At 66.6% G+C, this 25,041-nt stretch carries 26 protein-coding genes and 1 pseudogene; 8 read left to right on the top strand and 19 right to left on the bottom strand.

The annotated features are described in order from the left end of the window. Positions 1-4: 4 nt before the first annotated feature. The 9 genes from ACJRPG_RS17910 to leuS all read right to left on the bottom strand — a co-directional run bounded on the left by ACJRPG_RS17910 (position 5) and on the right by leuS (position 11,590). Positions 5-2,149, bottom strand: a complete 2,145-nt coding sequence (locus ACJRPG_RS17910; RefSeq protein ID WP_408001460.1) for an HDOD domain-containing protein — start codon at positions 2,147-2,149, stop codon at positions 5-7. Positions 2,150-2,293: 144 nt separating this feature from the next. Further along, positions 2,294-3,571 carry a multidrug effflux MFS transporter gene (locus ACJRPG_RS17915; protein ID WP_408001461.1) on the bottom strand — a complete coding sequence of 426 codons (1,278 nt, stop codon included), beginning with the start codon at positions 3,569-3,571 and terminating at the stop codon, positions 2,294-2,296. Continuing rightward, positions 3,572-4,774, bottom strand: coding sequence for a THUMP domain-containing class I SAM-dependent RNA methyltransferase (locus ACJRPG_RS17920; RefSeq protein WP_408001462.1), 1,203 nt, complete (start codon positions 4,772-4,774; stop codon positions 3,572-3,574). Positions 4,775-4,865: 91 nt separating this feature from the next. Further along, on the bottom strand, positions 4,866-5,477 hold the full coding sequence (locus tag ACJRPG_RS17925) for a 2-hydroxychromene-2-carboxylate isomerase (RefSeq protein WP_408001463.1): 612 nt from the start codon (positions 5,475-5,477) through the stop codon (positions 4,866-4,868). A 7-nt stretch (positions 5,478-5,484) separates the two neighbouring features. Then, the gene (locus ACJRPG_RS17930; RefSeq protein ID WP_408001464.1) at positions 5,485-5,910 is read right to left on the bottom strand and encodes a CopD family protein; all 426 of its coding nucleotides are present in this window, start codon (positions 5,908-5,910) and stop codon (positions 5,485-5,487) included. A gap of 20 nt (positions 5,911-5,930) precedes the next feature. Beyond that, positions 5,931-7,226 (bottom strand): glutamate-5-semialdehyde dehydrogenase, encoded by a 1,296-nt coding sequence (locus tag ACJRPG_RS17935; protein WP_408001465.1) that lies wholly within the window; start codon positions 7,224-7,226, stop codon positions 5,931-5,933. 2 nt (positions 7,227-7,228) lie between these two features. Next, positions 7,229-8,245, bottom strand: a complete 1,017-nt coding sequence (gene holA / locus ACJRPG_RS17940) for a DNA polymerase III subunit delta (protein WP_408001466.1) — start codon at positions 8,243-8,245, stop codon at positions 7,229-7,231. 8 nt (positions 8,246-8,253) lie between these two features. Beyond that, the gene (locus tag ACJRPG_RS17945) at positions 8,254-8,949 is read right to left on the bottom strand and encodes an LPS-assembly lipoprotein LptE (RefSeq protein WP_408001467.1); all 696 of its coding nucleotides are present in this window, start codon (positions 8,947-8,949) and stop codon (positions 8,254-8,256) included. 10 nt (positions 8,950-8,959) lie between these two features. After that, positions 8,960-11,590, bottom strand: coding sequence for a leucine--tRNA ligase (leuS, locus tag ACJRPG_RS17950; protein ID WP_408001468.1), 2,631 nt, complete (start codon positions 11,588-11,590; stop codon positions 8,960-8,962). A gap of 69 nt (positions 11,591-11,659) precedes the next feature. Between leuS and ACJRPG_RS17955 the strand changes: the two genes are divergently transcribed. The 5 genes and pseudogenes from ACJRPG_RS17955 (at position 11,660) to map (ending at position 14,951) form a co-directional block, all read left to right on the top strand. Continuing rightward, the gene (locus ACJRPG_RS17955) at positions 11,660-12,484 is read left to right on the top strand and encodes a DUF6597 domain-containing transcriptional factor (RefSeq protein WP_408001598.1); all 825 of its coding nucleotides are present in this window, start codon (positions 11,660-11,662) and stop codon (positions 12,482-12,484) included. 349 nt (positions 12,485-12,833) lie between these two features. Continuing rightward, on the top strand, positions 12,834-13,436 hold the full coding sequence (locus ACJRPG_RS17960) for a hypothetical protein (RefSeq protein WP_408001469.1): 603 nt from the start codon (positions 12,834-12,836) through the stop codon (positions 13,434-13,436). A gap of 76 nt (positions 13,437-13,512) precedes the next feature. Further along, positions 13,513-13,878: a VOC family protein gene (locus ACJRPG_RS17965; protein ID WP_408001470.1), complete on the top strand. Its 366-nt coding sequence runs from the start codon at positions 13,513-13,515 to the stop codon at positions 13,876-13,878. Between the two features lie 49 nt (positions 13,879-13,927). Further along, positions 13,928-14,113 (top strand): annotated as a pseudogene (locus ACJRPG_RS17970) (ParD-like family protein); the annotation flags it as partial. Between the two features lie 46 nt (positions 14,114-14,159). Beyond that, the gene (map, locus tag ACJRPG_RS17975; protein WP_408001471.1) at positions 14,160-14,951 is read left to right on the top strand and encodes a type I methionyl aminopeptidase; all 792 of its coding nucleotides are present in this window, start codon (positions 14,160-14,162) and stop codon (positions 14,949-14,951) included. Positions 14,952-14,955: 4 nt separating this feature from the next. Here the strand turns inward: map and ACJRPG_RS17980 are convergent, their stop codons facing one another. The 5 genes from ACJRPG_RS17980 to ACJRPG_RS18000 are packed head-to-tail and all read right to left on the bottom strand — an operon-like array spanning position 14,956 to position 17,916. Then, complete coding sequence (locus tag ACJRPG_RS17980) at positions 14,956-15,279, bottom strand: barstar family protein (protein ID WP_408001472.1); 324 nt, start codon at positions 15,277-15,279, stop codon at positions 14,956-14,958. Further along, entirely contained in the window at positions 15,279-15,701 is a 423-nt protein-coding gene (locus tag ACJRPG_RS17985; RefSeq protein ID WP_408001473.1) for an ExbD/TolR family protein, read from the bottom strand. The genes ACJRPG_RS17980 and ACJRPG_RS17985 overlap by 1 nt, the downstream gene beginning before the upstream one ends. A gap of 1 nt (position 15,702) precedes the next feature. Further along, the gene (locus ACJRPG_RS17990) at positions 15,703-16,479 is read right to left on the bottom strand and encodes a MotA/TolQ/ExbB proton channel family protein (RefSeq protein ID WP_408001599.1); all 777 of its coding nucleotides are present in this window, start codon (positions 16,477-16,479) and stop codon (positions 15,703-15,705) included. Next, entirely contained in the window at positions 16,476-17,282 is an 807-nt protein-coding gene (gene dapB, locus ACJRPG_RS17995; RefSeq protein WP_408001474.1) for a 4-hydroxy-tetrahydrodipicolinate reductase, read from the bottom strand. Before dapB ends, ACJRPG_RS17990 begins: the two co-directional genes overlap by 4 nt. 7 nt (positions 17,283-17,289) lie before the next feature. Continuing rightward, entirely contained in the window at positions 17,290-17,916 is a 627-nt protein-coding gene (locus tag ACJRPG_RS18000) for an outer membrane protein assembly factor BamE (protein WP_408001475.1), read from the bottom strand. 78 nt (positions 17,917-17,994) lie between these two features. Between ACJRPG_RS18000 and fur the strand changes: the two genes are divergently transcribed. Further along, positions 17,995-18,420 carry a ferric iron uptake transcriptional regulator gene (gene fur, locus ACJRPG_RS18005; protein ID WP_408001476.1) on the top strand — a complete coding sequence of 142 codons (426 nt, stop codon included), beginning with the start codon at positions 17,995-17,997 and terminating at the stop codon, positions 18,418-18,420. A 60-nt stretch (positions 18,421-18,480) separates the two neighbouring features. Here the strand turns inward: fur and hrcA are convergent, their stop codons facing one another. Next, the gene (gene hrcA, locus ACJRPG_RS18010) at positions 18,481-19,497 is read right to left on the bottom strand and encodes a heat-inducible transcriptional repressor HrcA (protein ID WP_408001477.1); all 1,017 of its coding nucleotides are present in this window, start codon (positions 19,495-19,497) and stop codon (positions 18,481-18,483) included. 54 nt (positions 19,498-19,551) lie between these two features. Then, the gene (locus ACJRPG_RS18015; protein WP_408001478.1) at positions 19,552-20,250 is read right to left on the bottom strand and encodes an HAD family hydrolase; all 699 of its coding nucleotides are present in this window, start codon (positions 20,248-20,250) and stop codon (positions 19,552-19,554) included. A 138-nt stretch (positions 20,251-20,388) separates the two neighbouring features. On the opposite strand from ACJRPG_RS18015, the gene ACJRPG_RS18020 reads away from it, so the two are divergent. Together ACJRPG_RS18020 and ACJRPG_RS18025 are read left to right on the top strand one after the other, a co-directional pair. After that, positions 20,389-20,976 (top strand): hypothetical protein, encoded by a 588-nt coding sequence (locus tag ACJRPG_RS18020; RefSeq protein WP_408001479.1) that lies wholly within the window; start codon positions 20,389-20,391, stop codon positions 20,974-20,976. A gap of 24 nt (positions 20,977-21,000) precedes the next feature. After that, positions 21,001-21,609, top strand: a complete 609-nt coding sequence (locus ACJRPG_RS18025; RefSeq protein WP_408001480.1) for a hypothetical protein — start codon at positions 21,001-21,003, stop codon at positions 21,607-21,609. 163 nt (positions 21,610-21,772) lie between these two features. Here the strand turns inward: ACJRPG_RS18025 and rsmA are convergent, their stop codons facing one another. From rsmA to ACJRPG_RS18040, 3 genes are read right to left on the bottom strand one after another with little or no spacing between them, the layout of a single operon-like run. Further along, positions 21,773-22,573, bottom strand: coding sequence for a 16S rRNA (adenine(1518)-N(6)/adenine(1519)-N(6))-dimethyltransferase RsmA (gene rsmA, locus ACJRPG_RS18030; RefSeq protein WP_408001481.1), 801 nt, complete (start codon positions 22,571-22,573; stop codon positions 21,773-21,775). Positions 22,574-22,581: 8 nt separating this feature from the next. Continuing rightward, complete coding sequence (pdxA, locus tag ACJRPG_RS18035) at positions 22,582-23,652, bottom strand: 4-hydroxythreonine-4-phosphate dehydrogenase PdxA (RefSeq protein WP_408001482.1); 1,071 nt, start codon at positions 23,650-23,652, stop codon at positions 22,582-22,584. A 15-nt stretch (positions 23,653-23,667) separates the two neighbouring features. Then, a complete protein-coding gene (locus ACJRPG_RS18040; RefSeq protein WP_408001483.1) occupies positions 23,668-25,038 on the bottom strand; it encodes a peptidylprolyl isomerase in 1,371 nt (456 codons plus the stop codon). Positions 25,039-25,041: the final 3 nt, after the last annotated feature.

Genomic DNA, 25,041 nt, shown 5'->3' on the forward strand with positions numbered 1-25,041 from the left:
TCGCTTATACGGAATCGAGCAGGCGGCCCGTGGCCGCGGTCGGGGCCGCGGCAGCGCGCACCGGCAGCAGCAGTTCGAAAGTGGTGCCGCCCTTGCCGCTGCGGCAGCTGATCATGCCGCCCAGCTTGTGCACCAGGCTGTGCACGATGGACAGGCCCAGGCCGCGGTGCGCGCCGCCCTTGCTGCTGGCGACCGGCGCGAACAGCTTGGCCAGCACCTCCGGCGGCAGGCCGGGACCGTTGTCGGCCACCGCCACTTCGGCGTACAGCTGGCGCTCGCGGTTTACCAGGCCGCGGTGGGCGATTTCGATGCGGCCGCCTTCGGGCAGCGCTTCCACCGCATTCTTCACGAGGTTGAGCAGGATCTGCTTCAGCGAGTCCGGGTCGCCCTCGATGTCATTGTGTTCGTCCTGCATGCGCACCAGCAGCTGCACCGAGGCCGGCACGAAGCTGGTGCTGCGGAAGAAGCGCAGCACATCGTCCACCACGCGCCCGATATGGGCGGTGCGCGCGGCGTCGGCGGCGGGCCCCTCGGCCAGGCCCTGGATCAGTTGGCCCACGCGGTCGATCTCTTCGTTCAGCACCGACAGCTCGCCCACCACCGGTTCGCGCCGCGCCAGTTTACTGTCCAGTACCGACAGGTAGTTCTTGATGATGGACAGCGGGTTGTTCACCTCGTGCACCACGCGCCGCGTGGCGTCGCGGTATTCGTCGGCCACATGCGCCAGCTGGCGCTTGGCGTGGCCGCGTTCGGACAGCGCGGTTTCCAGCGCGGCCCCGGCCTGGTTGCCGAAGGCCTGCAGGAAGCGCAGGCGCTGCTGCGCGGCCGGCAGCTGCCAGGCCGCGACGCCGCCCACCAGCACGCCGAGGCAGCGCTGCCCGGCCACCAGCGGCACGCACACCATGCCCTCGCTGCCCAGCATGCGGAACAGCTGTTCCTCGGCCAGCGAGGCCGGCGTGGCGCTGCTCGCGGCCAGCACCGGGCGCCGTTCGGCCGCGGCCTGCGCCGCGTGGCTGCCGTCGCCCAGCGGCAGGGTGAATTCGGCCAGGCGCTGCGGCTGCTCGCTGCCGCCCGCGCCCACCAGTCCCTGCCCGGCCGGATGCTCCAGCAGCAGCAGGGCGCTGTCGAAATCGAACAGGATGCGCGCCGAGCGCGTCATCGCGTCCAGCATGGCGCCATCGCCCTGCTGGCGGCTGAAGCTCTGGCCCATTTCGGACACCAGCACCATATCGCGCACTTCCTGCTGCAGGCGCTGCTGCACCGGGTCGGCCGGCGCGGCCAGCTGCGCCGGCGGCGGCACGATATCGTCCGCCCCTTCCAGGTCGATGCCGAGGTAGTCGGCCGACTGCTGCACCTGGCGCGCGGCATGCTGCACCACGCTTTGCAGCTGCGCCGGCTCCAGGCCGCACAGGCCGGCCGCCTCGTCCAGCGCGTCCGCATCGTCGCGGTGGTAGGCCAGCAGGTGCGCCAGGCGCACCAGGCGGATCAGCGGATGGGCGGTGCTCAGGCGCGCGCTGGCCTCGTGGTGGTACAGCACGGAGTCGGCCAGGAAGGAGTCCAGGCGCCAGCGTTCCACCAGCCAGGCGCCCGCTTCGGTATGGGTGATCTGCAGGGTGCGCTGCTCGACGGCGCACAGCGCCTCGTCGTCGCGCGCCTGGAAATTGGCGGCATATTCCTTGGGCGCCGTGGCCAGCAGCGCCAGCCGGCCCACATTGTGCAGCAGGCCGGCCAGGTAGGCCTCCTCCGGCTGCGGGTAGGCGATCAGGCGCGCCACGTCGCGCGCGATGACGGCCGTGGCCAGCGAATGCTGCCAGAAGCTGCGCAGATCGGTGCCGCCGGAATGGGGGAAGCTGCTGAAGGTCTGGTACACCGATTCGCTGATGACCAGGGTCTTGATCATGTCCGTGCCCAGCGACACCAGCGACTGCTCCAGGCTGACCTGGCGCCCGGCGCGGTGGTAGGCCGAGCTGTTGGCGACGCCCAGGATCTTGCTGGCCATGCCCGCGTCCTGGGCGATCAGCGCGGCCAGTTCCGGCATGCCGGCGTCGTCCGCCTGCAGCAGCTCGATCAGCTTGATCAGGATCTGCGGCATGGCCGGCAGCCGGGCGATCAGCAGTCGATTGCGGATGTCGTGGTCAGGTTGGTGCATGTGCGCTGTGCCGTCAGTGGACGTTTCCCCGGTGCGGGCCGCACGCCAGGCGGGGGCGCGGGACCAAAGGGGATCTTAGCATAAAGGTACGCTGGCTTAAGGGAAACACAAATTTCCCCCTAAACTTTTTCGATTTTTCCGCCGTTAATGTTGTTTCGCCGCCAGTCGGCGCCGGTACTGGCGTGCCAGCAGCCAGAGTCCCAGGCCGCCGCCCGCAAACAGCAGCTGGCCGGCGGCCAGCGCCAGCACCGAATGGGACAAAGCCGGGGCAACGACGCCGGCAATCACCGCGCTCAGCAGGGTGGTGGCGAAGCTCTGGCAGGACGCCACCGTGCCCCGGATCTGGGGGAACAGGTCCAGCGTCAGCAAGGTGGCGGCCGGCGCCACCATCGACATGCCGAAGGTGTAGACGAAAATCGGCAGCACGGTCCACGGCAGCGCCGGGGCGTGCAGCAGGTGGAAGGCCACATTGATGACGGCCGCCGCCAGCAGGAAGACGTAGCCGTAGCCGATCTGGCGCGCGAAGCTGATCCGGCCCGCCACCCGGTTCGCCGCCAGCGCGCCCAGGAAGATGCCGGCCACCGAGGGAATGAACAGCCAGCCGAAATCGCCCGGCCCCAGGTGCAGCTGCTGCGGCAGCATCACCGGCGCCGCCGTGATGAACACGAACAGCCCCGCGAAATTGAGCGCCACCACCCCGGATTTCAGGTGGAACAGCGGCGAGGCCAGGATCATGCGGTAGTTATGCCACAGGTGGCGCGGGTTGAAGGGCTGCCGCTTGTGCGGCGGCAGCGTCTCCGGCAGGCGCAGCCAGCACACCACGAACAGCACGATGCTGAAGCCCAGCAGCGCCAGGAAAATGGTGCGCCAGTCGGCCACCTGCACGATGGCGCCGCCCAGGATGGGCGCCAGCGCCGGCGCGATCGAGAAGATCATCGTCACCAGCGACAGCAGGCGCGCCGCTTCGGCATCGTGGTACAGGTCGCGGATGATCGCCCGCCCCACCACCAGCCCGGCGCCGGCCGACACGCCCTGCAGCACGCGGAAGATCCACAGGTATTCCACGCTGTGCGCGGCGGCGCAGCCCACGGTGCCGATGGCGAAGGCCACCAGCGACACCAGGATCACATTGCGCCGCCCGAAGGCGTCCGACAGCGCGCCATGCCACAGCACCATGCCGGCAAAAGCCAGCAGGTAGGCGGTCAGGCTCTGCTGCAGCTGCAGCGGCGTGGCGCGCAGGTCGGCCTCGATCTGCGGGAAAGCCGGCAGGTAGGCGTCGATGCAGAACGGGCCGAACATCGACAGCGCGGCCAGCACCACCGCCAGCCCGCGCCGCCCGAGCGGCCTGGGCCCCGGTTTCAGCTGGGGCGCAGGGGGTGGAACAGGATCGGGCGGCAGGTTGGCGGGTGATTCCGGGAACATTTACTCGGTTTTCGGTTTGGCTTCTTCGCGCCGGTTAAAGCCCGCCACCATATCGAAGCGGAACAGGCGGCATTCCAGCGCGCCATTGAAGAACGGCGTCTTGCGCGATTCCTTCAGACGCAGCAGCTTGGGCAGGCCAAGGTCGGCGGTGAACAGGTAGGCGGTCCAGCCCGCGAAACGCTGCTTCAGCGTGCTGCTGAAATCGGCGTAGAAGGACTTGGCCAGCTCGTCATCCGCCAGCGTGGAGTCGCCGCGCACGCCGATCCGCTCGCCATACGGCGGGTTGGTCAGCAAAATGCCCGGCTGGGCGGTCGGCGCCTGCACCTGCTGCGCCTCGATCTGCTTCAGCGGCACTTCGAACAGGATACCTGCACTCTTCAGGTTGTGGCGCGTCATTGCCACCATATCGCCCGAGATATCGGAACCGAAGATGGTGGGTTCGGACGGCAGCGGATTGGCCTTGATGGACGCCTTCATCTCCTGCCACGGGGCCGGATCGAAATCGTGGAACTTCTCGAAGGCGAACTTGCGGCGCGCGCCGGGCGGCACGCCCTGCACCATCTGCGCCGCTTCGCACAGGATGGTGCCCGAGCCGCACATCGGGTCGAACAGCGGCACGCCCGGCTTCCAGCCGGACACGCGCAGCAGGCCGGCGGCCAGGTTCTCGCGCAGCGGCGCGTCGCCCGTCTCGTTGCGCCAGCCGCGCTTGAACAGCGCCTCGCCCGAGGTATCGAGGTAGATGATGAACTGGCGCTGGTCCAGGAAGCCGGCGATGCGCATATCCGGCTCGCGCGTATTGACCGACGGCCGCTTACCGTACATATCGCGGAAGCGGTCACACACGGCATCCTTGATCTTCAGCGTGGTGAATTCCAGGCTCTTGAGCGGCGACTTGATGGCGGTGACATCGACCCGTATCGTGTGGTGCACGCCGAACCACTCCTCCCAGGGCTGGGCCAGCACCAGGTCGTAGATATCGTTCTCGTTCTGGTAATGGCAGACGCCCATGCGCATCAGCACGCGCGAGGCGATACGGCTGTACAGGTTGATGCGGTAAGCGTCATACAGGTCGCCCGAGCAATGCACGCCGCCCGGCACCTGGTTATGCACCTTGAGCGTCGGGCTCAGTTGTGCAATCTCCGCCAGCTCTTCCGCCAGCGGCCCTTCCATGCCGCGCGGGCATGGGCAAAAATAAGAAGTCATCGGTGTACCCTTTGTCCGTAAGTAAATATTGCCTGAAAATTGGGGACAGACCCGGATTTCGGAAATCCGGGTCTGTCCCCAATTTATTTAATCAGGGTCTGTCCCCAATTATTTTCCGCTCGAGGAAGTCGAGGCGGTCCTGGCCCCAGAAGCTTTCGCCGTCCAGGATGTACCAGGGCGAACCGAATACGTTCGCTGCCGTCCCCGCTTCGGTGTTGCTGTCGTATTCGGCCTGCACGCTCGCCGTTTGCGCCGCCTTCAGCAGCGCCGCGCCATCCAGCCCGCAGGCGCCGGCGATCGCCGCCAGCGTGGCCTCGTCGCCGATGTTCTTTTCTTCCGCCCACAGGCCGCGCATCACGGCTTCGCTCAGCGCCAGCGCCGCATCCAGGCCATGGCTCAGGCGCGCGGCGATGATCAGCCTGGCCGCCGCGTCCGGCGACACGGGGAAGAATTTCGGCTGCAGCGTCAGCGGCACGCCGAGAAATTCCGACCAGCGCGCCAGCTCCACCAGCCGGTAGGCCTGGCGCTGCGGTGCGCGCTTGGCCAGCGGCAGCCCGCCGGACACGCCGAACACCTTGCCCAGGTCCAGCGGCTTCAGTTCGATCGCCACCTTGTTGGCCTTGCACAGCGCCACGAAGCGCGCATGGCCCAGGTAGGCCCACGGCGAATGCGGCGCGAAATAGTATTGGCAGACCTTGCTCATCTCATCCTCAGAACGGTTTGACCGTCGCCAGCACCACAATGGCCAGCAGCAGCAGCACCGGCACTTCATTGAACCAGCGGTAGAACACATGGCCGCGCGCATTCACGCCGCGCTCGAATTTCTTCAGCAGCGAGCCGCAGGCGTGGTGGTAGCCAATCACCAGCACCACCAGCGTCAGCTTGGCGTGCAGCCAGCCCGGCAGCTTGCTGCCCGCTTCCAGGTACTGTATCCAGACCAGCCAGCCGCCCAGCACCAGCGCCGGCACGGCGAGGAGGGTGGTGAAGCGGTACAGCTTGCGCGCCATCAGCAGCAGGCGCTCGGTGGCCGGCGCCGACTTTTCCATCGCCAGGTTGACGAAGATGCGCGGCAGGTAGAACAGGCCGGCAAACCAGCTGGCGATGAAGACGATGTGCAGCGCTTTGATCCAGAGCATTGGCAGTCCTTGTTGGCGTCTTATTGACGTACTTCGCCGTGGCCGAACACCACGTACTTGAGGGAGGTCAGGCCTTCCAGCCCCACCGGCCCGCGCGCGTGCAGCTTGTCGTTGCTGATGCCGATTTCGGCGCCCAGCCCGTATTCGAAGCCGTCCGCGAAGCGCGTCGAGGCGTTCACCATCACGCTGGCCGAATCGACTTCGCGCAGGAAGCGCATGGCCGCGCTGTGGTCTTCGGTGACGATGGCTTCCGTGTGCTTGGACGACCACTGGCTGATGTGGTCCATCGCCGCGTCCATATCGTCCACCACGCGCACCGCCAGCACCGGCGCCAGGTATTCGGTGGCCCAGTCTTCTTCCGTGGCGTGCGCCAGGTGGGCATAGCCTTCGGCCGCCAGGATGCCGTAGGCCGCGTCGTCGCAGCGCAGCTCGACCTGCTGCGTGGCGTACAGCTGCGCCAGCGGCGGCAGGATGGACGGCGCAATGGCGCGCGCCACCAGCAGCGTTTCCATGGTGTTGCAGGTGCCGTAGCGGTGGCATTTGGCGTTGAAGGCGATGTCCAGCGCTTTCTGCGGGTCGGCCTTGGCGTCGATGTACACATGGCAGATGCCGTCCAGGTGCTTGATCATCGGCACCGTGGCCTCGGCCATCAGGCGCGCGATCAGGCTCTTGCCGCCGCGCGGCACGATCACGTCCACATATTCCGGCATGGTGATCAGGGCGCCGACGGCAGCGCGGTCGGTGGTGTCCACCACCTGCACGCCGTCTTCCGGCAGCCCGGCCGCCACCAGCCCGGCTTTCACGATCTGCGCCAGCGCGCGGTTGCAGTGGATCGCCTCCGAACCGCCGCGCAGGATGGTGGCGTTGCCGCTCTTGATGCACAGGCCGGCCGCGTCCACCGTGACGTTGGGACGCGCTTCGTAGATGATGCCGATCACGCCCAGCGGCACCCGCATCTGCCCGACCTGGATGCCGGTGGGGCGGAATTTGAGGCCGCTGATTTCGCCGATCGGATCCGGCAGCGCGACGATCTGGCGCAGGCCCTCGACCATGGTGCCGATCGCCTTGTCGCTCAGCGCGAGGCGGTCCAGCATGGCCGGCGCCAGGCCGTTGGCGCGCGCCGCGTCCAGGTCCTGCTGGTTGGCCGCGCGCAGCAGCGCGGCGTCGCGCTCGATGGCGTCGGCGATCAGCAGCAGCGCGCGGTTGCGCGTGGCGCTGTCGGCGCGCGCCATGGCGCGCGAAGCGGCGCGGGCGCGTTGGCCCAGCTGCTGCATATACTGCGCCACATCGGGCGTCTTGTCCGTCGGGGTGTTCATCTTTATCCTCTTGCCACGTTCAGCGCCAGGTGCAGCATGGCGTCCCATGCATCGCCGGCAAAGGCTTTGGCGCGCAGGCCCTTGACCATCTTGTCGACCTGCGCGGCCTGCTGCAGCGCCGCTTCCAGCGCGCCCTGCGTCAGGCGCCGCAGCGCCGGTTCCATCATCCGCTCGCGCGGGCCCCAGATGCGGTGCTCCTTGAGCAGTGCGCCCAGCGGCCGGCCCTGCGCCATGCCTGCCTTTAATTTTAGCAGCGTGCGCAATTCTTCGGAGACCGCCCACAGCACCAGCGGCAGCGCCTCTCCTTCGCCCTTCAGGCCTTCCAGCATGCGCACCAGGCGCGCCGGGTCGCCGGCCAGCATGGCCTCACTCAGCTTGAACACGTCGTAGCGCGCCACGTTCAGCACCGCGTCATGCACCTGCTCGTAACTCAGCTTGCCGGGCGGGTGCAGCAGGCCCAGTTTCTGGATCTCCTGATGCGCCGCCAGCAGGTTGCCCTCGACCCGGTCGGCAATGAAATCCAGGCTTTGCCGGTCGGCGCTCTGTTCCTGCTGCGCGAGGCGCAGCGAGATCCAGTTCGGCAGCTGCGCGCGCTCGACGTTGGGAATTTCGATGTACACCGCGGCCTGCTGCAGCGCGCCGACCCAGGCCGCCTTCGCGGTCTGCCAGTCCAGCTTGGGCAAGGTAATCAGCGTCAGGTTGTCCGGGCTCAGGTCCTTCACATAGCTTTGCAGCGCGGCGCCGCCGTCCTTGCCCGGCTTGCCGGTCGGGATGCGCAGCTCGATCAGCTTCTTGTCGCCGAACAGGGACAGCGCCTGGTTCGCGGCCAGCAGCTCGCCCCACTTGAAGCTGCGCTCCACCGTCAGCACGTCGCGCTCCGTATAGCCCTGGGCGCGCGCGGCGCGCCGGATCTTGTCGGCCGCTTCCAGCGCGAGCAGGTGCTCGTCGCTGGTGATCACGTACAGCGGCGACAGGGGTTTGGCCAGGTGGCCGTCCAGCGCTTCGGCCCGCAGTTGCATGGCGCTCCTTATTTGGCCGGCACCACCGGCAGCGCCGGCCCGGTGGGCTCGGTGGACTGCGGGGTCGGCGCCGCCGACGGCATCACCGGCACGCCCGGCAGCGAAGGCGCCACCGGCGCCGCATTGCTGGCCGGCGTGGCCGTCAGCTTGATGGCCGCCATGCGCCGCATCATCTGCTGCACCAGGTCGGTCTGCATGTCCTTGTACAGCAGCGCCTCTTCCTGCTCCTTGGCCAGCAGCTGGGTTTCATTGAAGGTGATCGGGCGCGTCAGGGTGATCTGGGTCGGCGCCAGCAGCTCGTTGCCGGCCTTGTCCTTCACGCGGAACACGATGTTATAGCTGAGCAGGTACTCGCGCACCCGGCCATTGCTGTTCAGCGACAGGATGGTCTTGCTGCGCGTTTTTTCCGGATCGGTGATCACTTCCACCACGCCGTCCGCATACTTCATTTCGCTGACCACGGCGGTGTGGCCGTTGACGCGGATATTGCGTTTCAGGTCGATCGCCAGCGGCGACGATTCCGGCAGCCCGATGTACATGGCGCGGAACGGCAGCGTGTAGTTGCCGCCCGAGCCGCGCAGGTGGAAGCCGCAGGCCGTCACGCTGCCGGCGAGCGCCGCGCACAGCAGCGCCGCCCTTGCCACGCGGACCATCCTGCCCATCCGGCCGACCGCGCCGATACCGCCCATCGAAATCCCCGCCATGCGACGCCCCTTATACGACGATGTTGACCAGCTTGCCCGGCACCACGATGACCTTCTTCGGCGTGCCCTCGATGAATTTCTGCACGCCCTCTTCGGCCAGCGCGGCCGCCTCGATACTGGCCTTGTCGGCATCCTTCGCCACCTTCACGGAGCCGCGCAGCTTGCCGTTCACCTGGATCATCAGCTCGATCTCGCTCTGCTCCAGCGCGGCCGGATCGACCTGCGGCCAGGCCGCGTCCAGGATGTCGCCGCCATAACCAAGCTCCTGCCACAGCACGTGCGTGATGTGCGGCGCCACGGGGTTCAGCAGGCGCAGGAAGATGGCGAAGCCTTCGGACAGCACCGCGGAGGACTCCGCGCTGTCATCCAGCTTGGCCGATTCCAGCGTGTTCAGCATCTTCATGCAGGCCGATACCACGGTGTTGTACTGGATGCGCTTCAGGTCGTAGTCGGCCTGCTGCAGCACCTTGTGCAGCTCGCGGCGCAGCGTCCTGGCCGCATCGGTGGAAGCGGACGCCGTCAGCGCGGCGCCGGCGGCGGCAATGCGCTCGCGCTGCGCGTAGCCGAAGGCCCACACGCGGCGCAGGAAGCGGTTGGCGCCTTCCACGCCGCTGCCCGACCATTCCAGCGTCTGCTCCGGCGGCGAGGCGAACATGGTGAACAGGCGCGCGGTGTCGGCGCCGTACTGCTCGATCTGGGCCTGCGGGTCGATGCCGTTGTTCTTCGACTTCGACATCTTCTCGGTGCCGCCGATCAGCACCGGCTGCCCGTCTTCCTTCAGCAGCGCCGAGACCGGGCGGCCCTTGTCGTCGGTGGTCAGCTCCACGTCGGCCGGGTTGTACCAGACCTTCTTGCCAGCAGCGTCTTCACGGTAATAGGTTTCGTTCAGCACCATGCCCTGCGTCAGCAGGTTGACGAAGGGCTCCTTGAAATCGACCAGGCCGAAGTCGCGCATCACGCGCGTCCAGAAGCGGGCGTACAGCAGGTGCAGCACGGCGTGCTCGATGCCGCCGATGTACTGGTCCATCGGCATCCAGTAGTCGTTGCGCTGGTCCACCATGGTGTCCGCGCCCGGCGAGGTATAGCGCATGTAGTACCAGGACGAATCGACGAAGGTGTCCATCGTGTCGGTCTCACGGCGCGCCGGCTTGCCGCACTGCGGGCAGTCGCACTTGAGGAAGGCTTCATGCTTGTTCAGCGGATTGCCCGAGCCGTCCGGCACGCAGTCTTCCGGCAGCACCACCGGCAGGTCTTTCTCCGGCACCGGCACCGAGCCGCAGTCGGCGCAATTGATCATCGGGATCGGCGTGCCCCAGTAGCGCTGGCGCGAAATGCCCCAGTCGCGCAGGCGGAAGGTGATCTTCTTCTCGCCCAGGCCCTTGGCCGCCAGGTCGGCCGCCACCGCATCGACGGCTTCGGCGTAGCGCAGGCCATCGTACTTGCCGGAGTTGGTCACCACCGAGATGTCCTTGTCGCCATACCATTCCTGCCAGGCGTCCGTGCTGTACTCCTTGCCTTCGGCCGTGATCACCTGCTTGATCGGCAGATTATATTTTTTGGCAAAGGCGAAATCGCGCTCGTCATGCGCCGGCACGCCCATCACGGCGCCGTCGCCATAGGTGATCAGCACATAGTTGCCGACCCAGACTTCCACCTGCGCGCCGGTCAGCGGATGGGTGACGAACAGGCCGGTCGGCATGCCCTTCTTCTCCATCGTCGCCATGTCGGCCTCGATCACGGAACCCTGCTTGCACTCGGCGATGAAGGCCTGCAGCGCCGGATTGTTCTGCGCCGCATGCGTGGCCAGCGGATGCTCGGCCGCCACCGCGCAGAAGGTCACGCCCATGATGGTGTCGGGACGGGTGGTGAACACATACATCTTGCCGTCGCCGATCAGCTGGCCGTCCGCACCCGCAATGCTGTGCGGGAAGGCGAAGCGCACGCCGGTCGATTTGCCGATCCAGTTCGACTGCATGATGCGCACCCGCTCCGGCCAGCCGGGCAGCTTGTTGTCCACATAGTCCAGCAGGTCTTCCGCGTAGTCGGTGATGCGCGCGTAGTACATCGGGATCTCGCGCTTCTCGATCACCGCGCCCGAACGCCAGCCGCGGCCATCCACCACCTGCTCATTGGCCAGCACGGTCTGGTCCACCGGGTCCCAGTTCACGGTGCCGGTCTTCTTGTAGATGATGCCCTTCTCCAGCATCTTGAGGAACATCCACTGGTTCCACTTGTAGTACTCCGGCTTGCAGGCCGTCATCTCGCGCGACCAGTCGATGGCCAGGCCCATCATCTCCATCTGCTGGCGCATATGGGCGATGTTCGAATAGGTCCACTGCGCCGGCGGCACATTGTTCGCCATCGCCGCATTCTCGGCCGGCATGCCGAAGGCGTCCCAGCCCATCGGCATCAGCACGTTGTAGCCGTTCATCCGCAGGTAGCGGTACATCACGTCATTGATCGTATAGTTGCGCACGTGGCCCATGTGCAGCTTGCCCGACGGGTAAGGCAGCATCGAGCAGGCGTAGTACTTCCCTTTCGGGAAACGCGGGTCGTTTTCGACGGCCTTGTAGGCGTCGATGGCCTTCCAGTGGGCCTGGGCTGCTTTTTCTACGTCGGCGTGACTATATTTGTCTTGCATGATGGGATGCGGATGTTGGTATAAGAGTGGAATGGATATGAACCGATCATTATACTGGTTCACGCCATGATGCTCTATCGCGAATATCCGCCCTGCCCCGCCCTGGCCCCGCATGTGGCCTGCCTCTGGACTTCCCACGTCCGCCCGGCGCCGGGGGCCTTGCCATTTATGCATCGTGTACTGCCCGATAACTGCGTCGATATCCTGTGGCAGGACAGCGGCGCTTCGGCCTTTGCGGTCGGCATGATGAGCAGCGCCATCTTCGTGGCCAGCTCCGGACCGGTGCGGACCGTGGCCGTGCGCTTCCGCCCGGGCGCGGCGCGCGGTTTTTTTGGCCTGCCGCTCGCCACACTCACCGATGGCCGCGCGGACCTGGCGGACTTGTGGGGCCGCTCATGCGCGGAGCGCTTGCAGGGTGATTTGTGGGAGCGCGAGCTGTCCGACCGGGAGCGGCTCAACCTGATTGAGCGGGCGCTGGTCGAACGGTTCATGGCGCGGATGTCTGGCTCGCTGCCGGCGCGAGTCGGGACGGTTCGCGGTTCGCCGGTGGCGCGGCTCGCTGCGGTGGACGGGTCGCTGCTGGCACGGGCCGCTGTGGCGCGCATTGAGGCTTGCGGCGGCGCGCTGCGCGTGGAGTCGCTCGCGGACGAGCTGCGCGTCTCGCGCCAGCACCTCGCTGTGCAGTTCCGCGAGCAGGTGGGCCTGTCGCCTAAACTGTTCGCACGCATCACGCGCTTCCGCCGCGCTGCCGAAAAGGCGCGCAGCCAGCATGCGGTCGATTGGGCTGCCCTCGCCCTTGATTGCGGCTATTTCGACCAGTCCCACCTGATCCGCGATTTCCGCGACTTCGCCGCCACTACGCCGGAACAATTCCTGTCCCCGCCACGCTATTGAGGGTGGGGCAGTGCTTTCCCAGCCTTCTCTCAAAACCTCTCAAACTGGGTCTCTTTTTCTCTCTTTTTGACCTTTTTTCTCTCAAATTGACCCGTTTTCATAACAGGTGGCAATTTGAGAGGAAAAAGGCCGATTTGAGAGGATTTGAGAGGGCATTTGAGAGGATTTGAGAGGCCCGTTTTGCCACCCGCGCCCCGGGCCTTGTTCAGTCCGCTCTCAAATCCTCTCAAATGAGCTCTCTTTTTCTCTCTTTTGAACCTTTTTCCTCTCAAATTGTCCAACTCTAACAAAAGGGCCCAATTTGAGAGAAAAATGGCCGGTTTGAGAGGAAAAGAGAGGAGATTTGAGCATGTTTGAGACGACGGGCCTGTCCATACACCCGGACACCATGTACCAGCTGCTGGACTACCTGCGCGAATCCGGCAGCCCCCTTCACCCCGCTGCGGCCGCCGACCAGGCCTTGCGCGCCTGGCTGTCAAAGGCACGCGAACAGCACGGCAAAGCTGGCGCCCCGCTGCGCGGCTATCGCTGGAAGCAGCTTTTCCTGCCTGATGGCAGCCGCTTGCGCGTATGGCTGCGCCACGAACATGGCCACGCCGAGGTGATCGGTGACGAGCTGGTTTACGACGGCCGCCCAGTCTCCCCGAACGAATACGTGCGCTACTGCGTAGGCGCGAACCGCAACGCCTGGGAGCTGATCAGCGTTCTGCTGCCCGGCGCGCCCAAATGGATTCCGGCAGCGGTGCTGCGGCGCCAGGCCGCCACGCCACCGCTGGACGCAGCAGCAGTGGCGCCCGCAACGCCTATCGCCGCCGAACCCGCAATCAAACTCCCGCCCGCCCCGCCCCCGAAGCAGGCCAGCCAAAAGCGCTGGGGCGAGCGCCGCGCCTGGAACCAGCCCGGACGGCGCGAAACCGACTGCATGCCGGAGCAGGTGTTCCTCGACCACTGAAGACGCTTTCCATTTTTCCAATCGGCGCCGCGCGCGCCATGCGAAGATGCGGCTCTCAAGAACAAGGAGGAAGATCATGATCAAAGGCCTGCGCACTGCGCTGTATCCCGTCAACGACCTGGCGGCGGCCAAAGCCTGGTATGCCGAGGTGGCGGGCGTCCCGCCCTATTTCGACCAGCCGTTTTATGTGGGCTTCGCGGTCGGCGGCTTCGAGCTGGGCCTGGTGCCGGACGGCGAGCCGGGCAAGGCCGGCACGCAAGTCTACTGGGGCGTGGACGATATCGAAAGCGAGGTGCAGCGCATCCTCGCGCTCGGAGCAAGCACTCACACCGCGATCCAGGACGTGGGCGACGGCATCCGCGTGGCCGAGCTGGCCGATCCATTCGGCAATGTGCTGGGCCTGATCCAGAATCCGCATTTCGACTTGCAAGCGGTACGCTGAGTCATGCTAATATACGGTTTATATACAAACCGTATAAAGGCATGAAGAAATGGGCATCGTAAAAATTTCCGACCAGATGCATGAGAACCTGCGCATTGCGAGCGGCGCGCTGAGCCGCTCGATCAATGCCCAGGCCGAGCACTGGCTCCGTATCGGCCTGCTGGCCGAAACCAATCCCGACCTGCGCTACAGCGAGCTGTGCCAGCTGCTGCTGCGCGGCGAGATCGGCGGCGGCGGCGGGCCGCTGAGGCTGGGCAGTGTCGAGGTGGAGGCGCTGCAGAATGCGTAAGAAGAACAGCAACGCCATCCTGGTCAAATCGCCGGAGCAGGTGGCGCAGTCGCGCGTGGCGGCCCAGCTGGCCTCGCGCGTGCTGGACATGATCGGCCCGCACGTGAAGCCGGGCGTGAGCACGGAAGACCTGGACCGGATCTGCCACGACTTCATCGTCAAGGAGCTGCAGGTGATCCCGGCGAATGTGGGTTACGGCGGCTTCACGAAAACCATCTGCACCTCGGTCAACGAGGTGGTGTGCCACGGCATTCCCACGCCGAAGAAGGTGCTGAAGGACGGCGACATCATCAACATCGACGTGGCCGTGATCAAGGACGGCTGGTTCGGCGACACCAGCCGCATGTACTACGCGGGCAATCCCGGCAAGGCGGCGAAGCGCCTGTGCGAAGTGACCTATGACGCCATGTGGGCCGGTATCCGCGCCGTGAAGCCGGGCGCCACGCTGGGCGATGTGGGGCATGCGATCCAGATGCTGGCCGAGAATGCGGGCTACAGCGTGGTGCGCGATTATTGCGGCCACGGCATCGGCATGGTCTACCACGAGGATCCGCAGGTGCTGCATTACGGCCGCAAGGGCCAGGGCCTGACGCTGCAGCCGGGCATGATCTTCACCATCGAGCCGATGATCAACGCCGGCAAGCACCACACGCGCGCCCTGCCGGACGGCTGGACCGTGGTGACGGCGGACCGTTCGCTGTCCGCGCAATGGGAGCATATGGTGGCTGTTACCGACAGCGGCTTCGAGGTGCTGACCCTGGCGCCCGGCGAGCAGGCGGCTTGAGAGCCTAGCGCAGCACCAGCTTGAGGGCCGGCTTTTCGCCGTAGTCCTCGTAGCGCTCGTTGATGCCGCCCACGCAGAAGACGATTTCCTCCAGCAGTTCGGGCACGGCGGCGCGCATCGCTTCCGCCTGCTCGATCACCAGTTCCAGCACCTCGTTCGGTTTCAGGCGGAACTGCGTCATGCCCTCGGTATCGCGCAGGTAGCTGAGGGCGTCGATCCAGCTGTCGATGCTGGTCACGTATTCGGGCAGGCCGAGCGCCGCGCGGCTGGCGGCGAAGAAGGTGGCCTCGTCGCGGATTGCCGCGCCATTGATGCTTGCGGTGGCCATTATTTGCTTTCCTTGGGGTCGGTGACGAACACCAGGCGGTTCAGGCCGCGGCCCTGGGCCGCCGCCATCAGCTGCGCCACCACTTCGTAGCGCGTGTCGCGGTCGGCGCGCAGCTGCAGTTCGGGCTGCGGCTCGCGCTGCGCCGCTGCGGCCAGGCGTTCATCCAGTTCGCCCGCCTGCAGCGGGCTGTTGTTCCAGTAAATGGTGCCGGCGGCGTCGATCGCGATGGCGATGCTGTCCTGCTGCTGCGGCGCGGCGGCGGCCTGGGCTTTCGGCAGGTCCAGCCGCACGGCGTTGGTGAACATGGGCGCGCTGATGATGAAGATCACCAGCAGCACCAGCATCACGTCCACCATCGGCGTGACGTTGATGTCGGCCATGGCCTCTTTCTGCCGGTGGTGGTTGAAGGCGCCGAAAGCCATTTCAGTCCCCGCGCGTCAGCCAGGCATGCAGGTCGTGGGCGAAGGCATCAAGCTCGCTCAGCGTAAGGCGGTTGATGCGGTTGAAGCCGTTGTAGGCCAGCACGGCGGGAATCGCCACCATCAGGCCGACGCCGGTCATGATCAGCGCTTCGCCCACCGGGCCCGCCACCTTGTCGATCTGCACCGTGCCGCTGGACGACACCGCCGCCAGCGCGTGGTAGATGCCCCACACGGTGCCCAGCAGGCCGACGAAGGGTGCGGTGGAGGCGATCGAGGCCAGCAGGGTCAGGCCGCTTTCCAGCCGCGTGGTCGAACGGTGGATCGCGTCGCGCAGCAGGCGCGTGGCCTGTTCGGCGCGGCCCACGTCGGCGCCCAGCGTGCTGCGGCCAGCCGCCGCGGCGCTACCAGCGCCAGCAATGGGCATGGACGCAGCGCCAGCGCCACCGGCCGCGCCCGCAACGCCAGCGCCAGCCGCCGGCACGCCTGCGCCGCCGGCCGTGCCGTGGGCCGCGGCGTGCAGCGCCGCAGCGCGCACCAGCTCCGTGTAGATGCCTTCCGCGTCGCCCGCTGCAACGACGGCCACGCCGTCCTGCAGCGCGGGCGCATCCCAGAAGGCCTGCACCACGCGCGCCGCACGCCGCACGCGCCACGCGGTGTAGCCTTTGGCCAGGATGAAGAACCAGCTCGCCAGCGACATCGCCAGCAGCAGCCACGCCACCGCATGGCTGATCGCATCGCCCCGTTCCCAGTAGCTGGCGAAGCTGAAGTGCTCCATCAGCCGTTCAGCCCCAGCACGTCGTACATGTCGTACAGGCCGTTCGGCTTGTCGGCCAGGAAGCGCGCCGCGCGCAGCGAGCCGTGGGCATAGGTCACGCGGCTGCTGGACTTGTGGCTGATTTCGATGCGCTCGCCGGTGCCGGCGAACAGCACCGTATGGTCGCCCACGATATCGCCGCCGCGGATGGTGGCAAAGCCGATCGAGGACGGGTCGCGCTCGCCGGTCACGCCTTCGCGCGCATAGACGGCGCAGTCGTCCAGGTTGCGGCCCAGCGCGCCGGCGATCACTTCACCCATCTTGAGCGCGGTGCCGGACGGCGCATCCACCTTGTGGCGGTGGTGGGCCTCGATGATTTCGATGTCGTAGCCGGTGGCCAGGCTTTTGGCGGCGAACTCCAGCAGCTTGAGCGTGACGTTGACGCCCACGCTCATATTCGGCGCGAACATGATGGCGGTCTTTTGCGCGGCGGCGCCGATGGCGGCCTTGCCGGCCGCGTCGAAGCCGGTGGTGCCGATCACCATCTTGATGCCGTGCTGGGCGCACCAGGCCAGGTGCTCCAGCGTGCCTTCCGGCCGGGTGAAGTCGATCAGCACATCGGCGCCCTGCAGGCCTTGCGCGAAATCGGCCACGATGGCCACGCCGGAGGACTGGCCGAGGAAGGCGGCCGGATCGCTGCCCAGCGCCGGCGAGCCGGCGCGGTCCAGGGCGCCGGACAGGCGCAGATCATCGGCCTGCAGCACGGCTTCGATCAGCATGCGGCCCATGCGCCCGCTGGCGCCGGCAATTGCAATATTGAGTGCCATGGCTGCCTTATTGTTTGATCGGCGGCGTAACCTCGACCGGGCGGGCGGCCGAGCTGTCGGTGCCGGCCGGCAGCGGCGCCTTGCTGTCGCCCATGGTGTTCTCGGCGGCCCGCTTCTGCTCCTTGGCGAACTGCTTGACCGGGCCGGCGATGCGGGCGATGTATTCCTGTTCGGTCGGCAGGTTGCCGCCTTCCCAGCGCGCCACCTTGCCGTCCTTGTCGAAATAGACCACCACGGTGGACACGGTCAGCTCGCCGTTGCCCTTGGCCATGCGGAAGGGGTAGTCCCAGCGCTCGGCGTGGAAGATATCGGCCAGCAGCGGGGTGCCGAGCACGAAGCTGACCTGCTCGCGCGTCATGCCCTCCTTCAGCTTGGCCAGCATTTCCTGGGACACGAAGTTGCCCTGCTGGATATCCGGGCGGTAGGGCGAGAAGAACCACATGAACTTCTGCAGCTGGGTCACGGTGCTGGTCTGGGCGCCTTTGGACGGGTCGAGGGCGGCGGCGTCGGCCGGGTGGCCGCCCTCCTGCGGGCCGAGCACGGTGCGGCTGGCGCAGCCGGTGGTGGCCAGGACCAGGCCCAGCAGGCCGAGGGCCGGAACCCGTTTCAACGACAACAATGGGGTGAAGCGCATAAAAGACCTCAATTCGGATTGAGCAGAAGTGCCAAAACGCTATATCATAAAGCACTCCAGCCCCAAACGACACCAAACATGAGTAACAGCCCTACCGACCTGAAGGCGAGCGGCCTGAAGGCGACCCTGCCGCGCCTGAAAATCCTCGACATTTTCCAGAGCAGCCCAGTGCGCCACCTGACGGCGGAAGACGTCTACAAGATCCTGCTGGCCGACAATATGGACGTGGGCTTGGCCACCGTCTACCGCGTGCTGACGCAGTTCGAGCAGGCCGGCCTGCTGAACCGCAACCATTTCGAGAGCGGCAAGGCGATTTTCGAGCTGAACGAAGGCTCGCACCACGACCACCTGGTGTGCCTGGACTGCGGCCGGGTGGAAGAGTTCATCGACGAAGACATCGAGCAGCGCCAGCAGCGCATCGCCACCGAGCGCGGCTTCAAGATCGCCGAGCACGCGCTGGCCATCTACGGCAACTGCGTCAAGACCAACTGCCCGCACCGCTAAAATAAATGGGGACAGACCCGGATTATACGAACCGTATAATCCGGGTCTGTCCCCATTTATTTAGTTCTGGCTCAGGGCGTTCGACAGCAGCCGCGATGTAATATCGACAATCGGGATCACCCGCTCGTAGGCCATGCGGGTCGGCCCGATCACGCCCAGGGTGCCGACGATGCGGCCGTTCTGCATATAGGGCGCGGTGACCACGCTCATCTCGTCCAGCGGCACCAGGGTCGACTCGCCGCCGATGTAGATCTGCACGCCGGAGGCCTTGCTCGACACGTCGAGCAGCTGCATCAGCCCGGTTTTCTGCTCGAACAGGTCGAACATCGCGCGCAGCGAGCTCATATTCGAGGACAGCTCGTTGACCGACAGCAGGTTGCGCTCGCCGGCGATCACCACCTCCTCGCTGCTTTCGGCCATGGCGGCGCTGCCCGCCTCCACCGCGGCCTGCATCAGGCGCCCCATATCGTCGCGCAGCTGGGCCACCTCCTGCTGCAGGCGGCCGCGCACCTGCTCGAAGGACAGGCCGCTGTAATGCTGGTTGATGAAATTGGCCGACTGCTGCAGCTGGGCCGGCGAATAATCGACATCGGTCAGCAGCAGGCGGTTCTGCACATCGCCGCCGGGCGCCACGATGACGAGCAGGATGCGCTTCTCGCCCAGGCGTAAAAACTCGATCTGCTGGAAGGCCGACTCATGGCGCGGCGTCATCACCACGCCGGCGAACTGGGACAGCGAGGACAGCATCTGCGCCGCATTGGCGATCAGCTTCTGCGGCGGCTGGGCCTGGGCCTGCAGGCGCGACTCGACGGCGCGCTCGTCCAGCGGCTGCACCGTCAGCAGGGTATCGACGAAGATGCGGTAGCCGCGCGGCGTGGGCACCCGGCCGGCCGAGGTATGGGGGCTGGCCACATAACCCAGCTCCTCCAGGTCGGCCATGATATTGCGGATGGTGGCCGGCGACAGGTCGAGGCCGGAGATCTTGGACAGCGCGCGGGAGCCGACCGGCTGGCCGTCGGCAATATAGCGCTCCACCAGCGCTTTCAGTAGGGTTTGGGCACGTGTATCGAGTTGCATAATGAGATCAAGCACTTTCCGCCTATTATGCACGGCCCGCGCCGGGCCGGGGCCTCAATTGGCCAATTGTTGTTCCATCCACGCAATGAGTTCGGTAAAACTGCCGACGATGGCATCCGGCTGCACGCCGGCCGCCAGGTGGGCGTCGCTGCCGCTGCGGTTCATCCACACGGCGCGCAGGCCGGCCTGCTGGGCGCCGCGCACATCCAGCTCCAGGTCGTCGCCCACATAGACCGCCGCCGCCGGGGCCACCCCCAGCGCCTCGCAGGCGGCGCGGAAGATGGCCGGATCCGGCTTGCCGCGCCCGAAGCGGGCGGCGGCCAGCGATACCTTGAAATGGTGGGCCAGGCCGACAACTTCAAGGTCCGCGTTGCCGTTGGTGATGGTGCCCAGCGCCAGGCGCTGGCCCAGGTGCAGCAGGCCGGGCAGCACGTCGTCATAGGGCTGCACGGCATTGCGCGCGGCCAGGAAATGCGCCATTGCGCCCTCGATATGGGCCGCATCTTCGCCGGCGTGGGCAAACGCCTGCTCCAGTCCGCGCCGGCGCAGGGTGGCCAGGTCGTGCGCCAGCTGCGGCGCGTCCTGCAGCAGGGCCAGGCGGCGCGCGCGCAGGGCCGCGATATCGAAGGCCGCCGCCACGCGCGGCGCATGGCTGGCCAGCCAGGCATGCAGGCTGGTCTCGGCGGCGGCGATCACGGGGGCGATCGGCCACAGGGTATCGTCCAGGTCGAACAGGATGGCTTGGGGGCGCATGGCGCCATTGTCGCATGGCGGGCGGTCACAAGCTGTTACAAGGATTAATCGTCCTGATGCTTGCCAAATGCACTAAAATAGGCGCCGATTCCGTGCCGCGCGGCGGCAATGGCCCTGATTGTGGAGATAGAGTTCAATATGAAGAGTATGTTTGTGCGGGCGGGCAGCGGCCTGCTGTGCGCCGCCGTGCTGAGCGCCTGTGGCGGCGGCGATGGCAATGGCAATCTGCTGCTGGGCGGCTCGGTCGTGGGCCTGAGCAAACCGGGCCTGGTGCTGCGCAATGGCGACCAGACGGTGGAAATCGGCGCCGGCGCCAGCAGCTTCTATTTCCCCAACCTGATCGCCCCGGACGCCAACTTCGACGTCCAGATCAAGACCGACGCCACCGCCAGCGAATGCAAGATCGAGAACGGCAGCGGCAAGGCCAACTACTACAACACGCAGCAGGTGGTGGTGCGCTGCACCACCGACAGCTACCAGCTGGGCGGCAGCATCAGCGGCCTGACGGCGGACGGCCTGGTGCTGGCCAATGGCGCCAGCACGGCCGGCGTGCTCAAGGGCAGCACCAGCTTCCGCTTCACCACCCCGGTGTTCGACGGCGCCAACTACGGCGTCACGGTGCTGGCGCAACCGGCCGGCCAGGTGTGCACCGTGGCCAACGCCAGCGGCACCATGCCCTCGGGCGACGTGCTGACGGTCGCCGTCAGCTGCCAGCCCGCCGCCTGACCCGCCCCTGACCTGGAGACCTGAATGAAAGCCAAGTACTTCCTCGCCGCCGGCGCCCTGGGCACCGTGCTGGCGCTCGCCGCCTGCGGCGGCAAAGCCAGTTTCGCCATCAACGGCGTGTTCATCGACGGCAACGGCAATGAAACCGGGGTGCCGAACAGCGGCCTGGTGCTGCAGAACGGCGGCGACACCGTCAGCGTGCCGGCCGGCGCCAGCCGCTTCACCTTCCCCAACACCATCAGCTACGGCACCGAATACCATGTGACGGTCAAGACCCAGCCGGAGCACATGACCTGCGGCACGGTGGGCGGCAGCGGCATCGGCTCGGCCGGCCACACCACGGCGATCAATGTGCTGGTGAGCTGCGCGCAGAACACCTATTCGCTGAGCGGCACGATCAGCGGCCTGACGGCGGACGGCCTGGTCATCATCAACGGCAGCAACGGCACCGGCCTGACCCTGGTCAAGGGCGCCACCACCTTTGCCTATCCGGAAGCGATTCCGGTGGGCGTGGCCTACGGCCTGACGGTGCTGACCCAGCCGGCCGGCCTGCGCTGCACGATCGCCAACGGCACCGACGTGATGGGCGACGCCAACCGCGCCAATATCGTGATCACCTGCGTGCCCGCCTGATATTCACGGTGGAAATGACGGGCATCCATAAAATAAATTGGAACAATATGCGGCAGTGCCGCATAATCACTCCCGTCTCCTCCACTTCTTTCTGAGAATTGGATTTAGCCGGCTCCCAGAGCCGGCTTTTTTTTGCCTGAAAAATGGGGACAGACCCTATTTTTTAAATGATCAGGGGCTCGGCGCCCCCGTCTGTCCCCAATTTCCGGGCGAGGGCCACGTAGGCTTCGAGGGGGATGGTTTCGGCGCGGGCGGTGGGGTCGATGCCGGCGTCGCGCAGCTGGGCTTCCGTGAACATGCCGCCCAGGGTGTTGCGGAGGACCTTGCGGCGCTGCGAGAAGGCCTGCTGCACCACTTTTTCCAGCGCGGCGGCGTCGCATTCCAGCGGCTGCTCGATGGGGATCATGCGCACGATGGCCGAATCCACCTTCGGCGGCGGGTCGAAGGCTTCCGGCGGCACGATGAACATCAGCGCCATGCGGTAGCGCCATTGCAGCATCACCGACAGGCGGCCGTAGGCCTTGCTGCCCGGCTCGGCCACCATGCGCTCCACCACTTCCTTCTGCAGCATGAAATGCTGGTCCTGCACCAGCGGCGCAATCTGCGCCAGGTGGAACAGCAGGGGGCTGGAGATGTTGTAGGGCAGGTTGCCCACCACGCGCAGCTTCTTCCCTTGCGCCACCGGGATGCCGGCGAAATCGAATTTCAGCGCGTCGGCCGAATGGATCACCAGGCGTTCGCGCGGGTAGCGCTTTTCCAGGCGCGCCACCAGGTCGCGGTCCAGCTCCACCACATGCATCTGTTTGACCGTCTGCAGCAGCAGGTCGGTCATGGCCGCCAGGCCGGGGCCGATTTCGACCATGGCATCGTCCGGCGCCGGATTAATCGCGCTGATGATGTCGTTCAGGATGCTGTCGTCCTGCAGGAAGTTCTGGCCGAAGCGTTTGCGGGCAATGTGTTTCATGCTGTGTTCTATGGTTGGTTGCGGACGGCATCGGCCATGCGCAGGGCGCTGCGGATGGCTTCCTCCATGCTGCTGCTGTCGGCCAGGCCCAGGCCGCGCGCGGCCAAGTCGAGCGCCGTGCCGTGGTCCACCGAGCTGCGCACCAGCGGCAGGCCGAGCGTGATGTTGACGCCGCGCCCGAAGGTGGCGTATTTCAGCACCGGCAGGCCCTGGTCGTGGTACATGGCCAGCACGCAGTCGGCGTCCCGCAGGTATCTGGGCTGGAACAGGGTGTCGGCCGGATAGGGGCCGCGCGCATCGATGCCGCGCGCGCGCGCCGCGGCCAGCGCCGGTTCGATCACCTCGATCTCCTCGCGCCCCAGGTAGCCGTTCTCGCCCGCATGCGGGTTCAGGCCCGCCACCAGGATGCGCGGCGCGGCGATGCCGAATTTGGCGCGCAGGTCGGCGTGGATGATGTCCAGGATCTGCGCCAGGCTGTCCTGCGTGATGGCGGCCGCGACGTCCTTCAGCGGCAGGTGGGTGGTGGCCAGCGCCACGCGCAGCGGCGGCGCGTCCTGCGGCGCATGCGGCTGGCCGGCCAGCATCATCACCACGCGCGGGGTGCCGGTGCGGCCGGCGAAATATTCGGTGTGGCCGGAGAAGGCGATGCCGGCGTCGTTGATGGTGCTCTTCTGCAGCGGCGCGGTGGCCACGGCCTCGAACCAGCCGGCGCCGATGCCTTCGATGGCGGCATCCAGCGTGGCCAGCACGGCGCGGCCGTTCTCCTTGTCGAGATGGCCGGGCTGCACATGGGCGCTGAGGGGAAGGTCGATCACGCACAGGCGCTCCGGCCCGAAGTGCGGCAGGCCGCTGTTGCGCACGGCCTGCAGCGACAGCGCGCTGACGCGGATTTCGGGATCGATCTGCTGCGCCGTCATCGCGAGGAAGGCGGCGTCGCCCAGCAGCACGGCGTTGACCTCATGGCGCAGCGCCCAGGCCGCGCGCAGCGAGATCTCCGGGCCGATGCCGGCCGGCTCGCCGGTGGTGACCGCAACGGCGGGGCGCGCTCCAGGGCGCCGTGCTTGCAAAGTGGCGCGCATGAAGCCGGCCCGCCTTTACTTGAGGTCTTCGCTGCGGTACTCGACGTAGGCGCGGTCGCGCGTCTCGCGCTGGAACTCGTCGGCCGCCTCCACCATCTTGCGCTCGCGCAGGGCCAGGCGGGCTTCGTTGCGCTTCTTCTCTTTCGACATGTCGTCGCTCTTGCGCTCCAGCACCTGGATCAGGTGGTAGCCGAAGCTGGTTTCGACGATCCCGCTGACCTCACCCGGCTGCAGCGCATTCATGGCCTGTTCGAATTCCGGCAGCGTGTCGCCCGGATACAGCCAGCCCAGGTCGCCGCCCTTGCCGGCCGAGCCGTCCTGCGAATTCAGGCGCGCCAGTTCCTCGAAGGTGGCGGCCTTGTTGTCGAGGCGCTCCTTCAGGTCCGTCAGGCGGCGCTTGGCGTCGGCCGCGGTCTGGGTCGGCGTCACGCGCAGCAGGATGTGGCGCGCGTGGGTCTGCTGCACGGCGGCGGTGGCCTGGGCTTCGGCCAGGCTGCGCTTGTCCACCAGCTTCAGGATGTAGAAGCCGTTGACGGTCTTCATGGCCGGCGTGACCTGGCCCGGTTTCAGCTTGCCCAGCGCGTCGGCGAACAGCGGCGGCAGGCGGTCGCTCGGGCGCCAGCCCACGGCGCCGCCCTGCAGCGCGTCGGCCGCGTCGGAATAGGTGGCGGCCATCTTGGCGAAATCGGCGCCGGTGCGCAGCTGGCGCATCACCTCATCGGCGCGCGCCTGGCGCTGCGCGATGACTTCCGGCGTGGCGTTCTCCGGGATGCGCACGAAGATCTGCGCGATATTCAGTTCGAACTGCTCCTGGGCCGCCGCCTCCTGGGTGGCCAGGAAGCTGTCCACTTCCGCTTCCGAAATCTGGATCTTGTTGTCCACCTGGCTCTCGCGCAGGCGCTGCATGATGATCTCTTCGCGGATCTCCTCGCGGAAGGCGGCGAAGGAGGTGCCCTCCTTCTCCAGCTGGTTGCGCATCTGCTGCAGGTTCATCTTCTGCTGCTCGGCGATGCGGGCGATGGCGCGGTCGACGATGGCGTCGTCGGCGCGGATGCCCATTTCCCTGGCCAATTGCAGCTGGGCGCGTTCCACGATCATGCGTTCCAGGATCTGGCGCTGCAGGTCGGCGGCGGACGGCAGCTGCACCTGCTGCTGCTGCATGCGCTTGATGACGGTCTGCACCCGCTCGCGCAGCTCGCGCTGCGTGATCACATCGTCATTGACCACCACGGCAATCGAGTCGATCTCCTGGTTGGCCGACTGGCCGGGCGGCGTAAAGCCGGACGGCGCCGGCGGGGTGCTCTGCGCGAAGGCGGCGCTGCCCGCGCCCAGGGCGCACAGCAGGACTACGGCAAGTTTGATCGGGTGCATACTGGCATTACGCATATC

Origin of the sequence: Pseudoduganella rhizocola, from assembly GCF_045984285.3 — a bacterium.
In the GTDB taxonomy this organism is placed as follows: Bacteria; Pseudomonadota; Gammaproteobacteria; order Burkholderiales; family Burkholderiaceae_D; genus Rugamonas.